The organism is Rhizobium sp. PDO1-076 (genome assembly GCF_000247475.1).
Lineage (GTDB): Bacteria > Pseudomonadota > Alphaproteobacteria > Rhizobiales > Rhizobiaceae > Allorhizobium.
Map to the genome: position 1 here is coordinate 1 of NZ_AHZC01000217.1, position 2,392 is coordinate 2,392.

The 2,392-nt window shown below is 48.8% G+C and carries 1 protein-coding gene and 2 pseudogenes; 2 read left to right on the forward strand and 1 reads right to left on the reverse strand.

Annotation, left to right across the window (positions count from 1 at the left end; genetic code table 11):
* Window positions 1-205, forward strand: a pseudogene (locus PDO_RS12745) (hypothetical protein); the annotation flags it as partial.
* A gap of 302 nt (window positions 206-507) precedes the next feature.
* Here PDO_RS12745 and PDO_RS29075 read toward each other — a convergent pair.
* Window positions 508-626, reverse strand: a pseudogene (locus tag PDO_RS29075) (IS6 family transposase); the annotation flags it as partial.
* A gap of 151 nt (window positions 627-777) precedes the next feature.
* Between PDO_RS29075 and PDO_RS12750 the strand changes: the two are divergent.
* Window positions 778-1,863, forward strand: a complete 1,086-nt coding sequence (locus tag PDO_RS12750) for a hypothetical protein (RefSeq protein ID WP_007602174.1) — start codon at window positions 778-780, stop codon at window positions 1,861-1,863.
* Window positions 1,864-2,392: the final 529 nt, after the last annotated feature.

Consider the following 2,392-nt stretch of genomic DNA (forward strand, 5'->3'; position numbering starts at 1 on the left):
GTCACGCCGCGCCTTCGATGCCCTCATGAAAGGACGCCATGCCGAGCGCGGTGGAAAGACACCCAAAAAACGGGCGACGAACCTGATCCCCATCGCCACAGCCTATTCGAGGGCGGAGCTTCTGAGCGAACACGGCGTTGGTGAAACCACCCTCGCCGAAATCGAACAATGGCTTCAGCTGCAGGGCCAGTCCCGGGCATCATGAGCCGGAAGATCCAGCCTTCAGGTCTCAATCGCGGCCTACCGCTCCTTCTCAGTGCCGAATGGACCCCCCAACAGGCATGGGCCAGCTTCCAACTCCTCGATGATCTGCGTGACGTCGTCTGGAACCATTACGCCCCTGCCCGGGCAATCACCCGGCGATAAGTTTCGTCCAGAAGTGCGGACCGGCGGTCGATCTCGGAACTGGCATCGAGAGAGCGTCCCAGGACCCGACAGACCATCATGGACGGCACCGTAAACTTAATGGAGGAAGGGCCAGCGAAAGACGCCATCGGCCGATATCTCTCATGCTCGGGCAATTTTCGCCCACAGGGTCATCGCCGCTGTGCGCAGTTCGCGATGGTGGCCGGAGGAGATGTCGTGGCGCGGGCTTTGAAATAGGTTGGGATCGGGTCATGGATAGCTGCTGCATGTTCTGTTTGACACAGTATCCCATCTGCAGCTGAACTAGTTTTACCACCAGCGCCCTTTCTTGATCACGAGAAAGGCCAGCCGTGCACGACACCGCGGATCGGGTGCAAGGTGTGTGATTGTAGTTAAGAAAAGGGTAAAGATATGAGTCTGCGGCCTATTCCGTTTAAAAATGCAGGTATGGCGCCACGCAGCAATGAGACCCAGATTGACGAAGGAAGCTCGGGTCCAAGCAAGCCCAAATCAATCCTGAAAAAGAGTAGCGCTTTTTTGCCGGTGGCGCCGGAGACCGTTAGCCGTAGTCCGCCTCGGGCAAACAACGGAAACAATGAGCTGGACATCTCGAAAAACCGCAATTTTCGTCTGGGCGCGTTCGTCAAGCTATTGATTTTGCAAGGTGTGAATTTTACGAATTCGTGGTTTTCGTGGTGCCCGTTTGGTAAGAAGAAGCAAGAAGACGTGAGGCGTCTAAGTAGTAATAATTCTAATAGGCGTAAGTTTATTGTTGACTTTAGTAAAATCACGAGAACGAGGCCGTTCGACAACAAGAAACCATGCGTTGAATATGGAGAACGATCTTATGGCTGGGTAGAGTTTGGTCAAAAAACTCCACAAAGACGACTGGGCATTATAGAACAAGATGCAGCAGACAAGGAAGACGAAGAAGAAGTGGCGCGTCTAAATAAAAACCGGATTGCTTCTGGTAGTGAAAATTACGTTTATATAACTTCCGCCGACATTGCAGACCAGGAAGATAAAAACCGTTATGCGAGGACGGCCCAGAGAGGATCGCTCCGATTAGATATGTGTGAATTTATTGAAGATAACTCTGATGATGTTACCAATAATGGTTCTATGACCGCTGCTGAGCAGGAGTTCGCTGCTAAGGAGGACGCCGTGGTCAAAAAAAACTATTGGCTCGCGATCCGTAACGGTGAGTCCTGCGAACAGGAGACCAGCCGTATAGGACCCCACATAAGAAAATTTATCCAATTGCAGAAGGAACAAGGAGAGCTTTCTCCAGATTTTAAGCACTTTTCTAATGAAACTTATTATCAACTGACGTCTCTTGAAAAAACTGTGGAGGCTATGAAAGAAGCTTACAGCAAAGATGTAGTTATTACTGACGTCATCGAAAATGGATTCTATGATAAAATCAGTAAATGCAAGAAAGACATTATAAAGCATGAAGTTTTTATATTAAAATACGTATCCTTAAAAATAAAATAAAAAAAGAGATAGAAGAGTTTAAGGAAACTCTGAAAGCCCTGGCTCGCAGCGAGGCCGAAAAATTAGCGTATGGCGAAATATCAATACAAAACCCCGAGGAATTACATGAGTATCAATTCGATTTTGCTCGACTTTCGATAAGCCACCTTGATCTATGGATAGATCGTCTGCAGACTTTTAAGAAGCGCGTTGATGCGTGCTCAAAAGACGTCGCCAGTTTGGAAGCGAAAATCACTTTGAATGCTAGGGGAGGGTCAAGCGCGCGCTTGAATTCTGCTGCGACGGAAAATAGTGCTGCAGAATTGCGGAGTGTGGACGGCAATTGGTTTGCGAATTCGTTGAGTAACGATGATGATATCGATGTCTTTAACGGCCCTCTTTTTGAGGACGCAGATGACAGCGATAACCTATCTGGAACTTCAGATATCGAACCGTATTCTGGGGTCAGGCAAGATTCGCCTGCGAACAACTTCGATTTGTTTAATGGCGGCAATCGAAAGGGATGAGCCCTCCAGATCCAGACGGCCGT

Bases quoted from the DNA above. Each gene is read 5' to 3' on its own strand.
- PDO_RS12750 (WP_007602174.1), top strand. From the start codon at position 778: ATGAGTCTGCGGCCTATTCCGTTTAAAAATGCAGGTATGGCGCCACGC.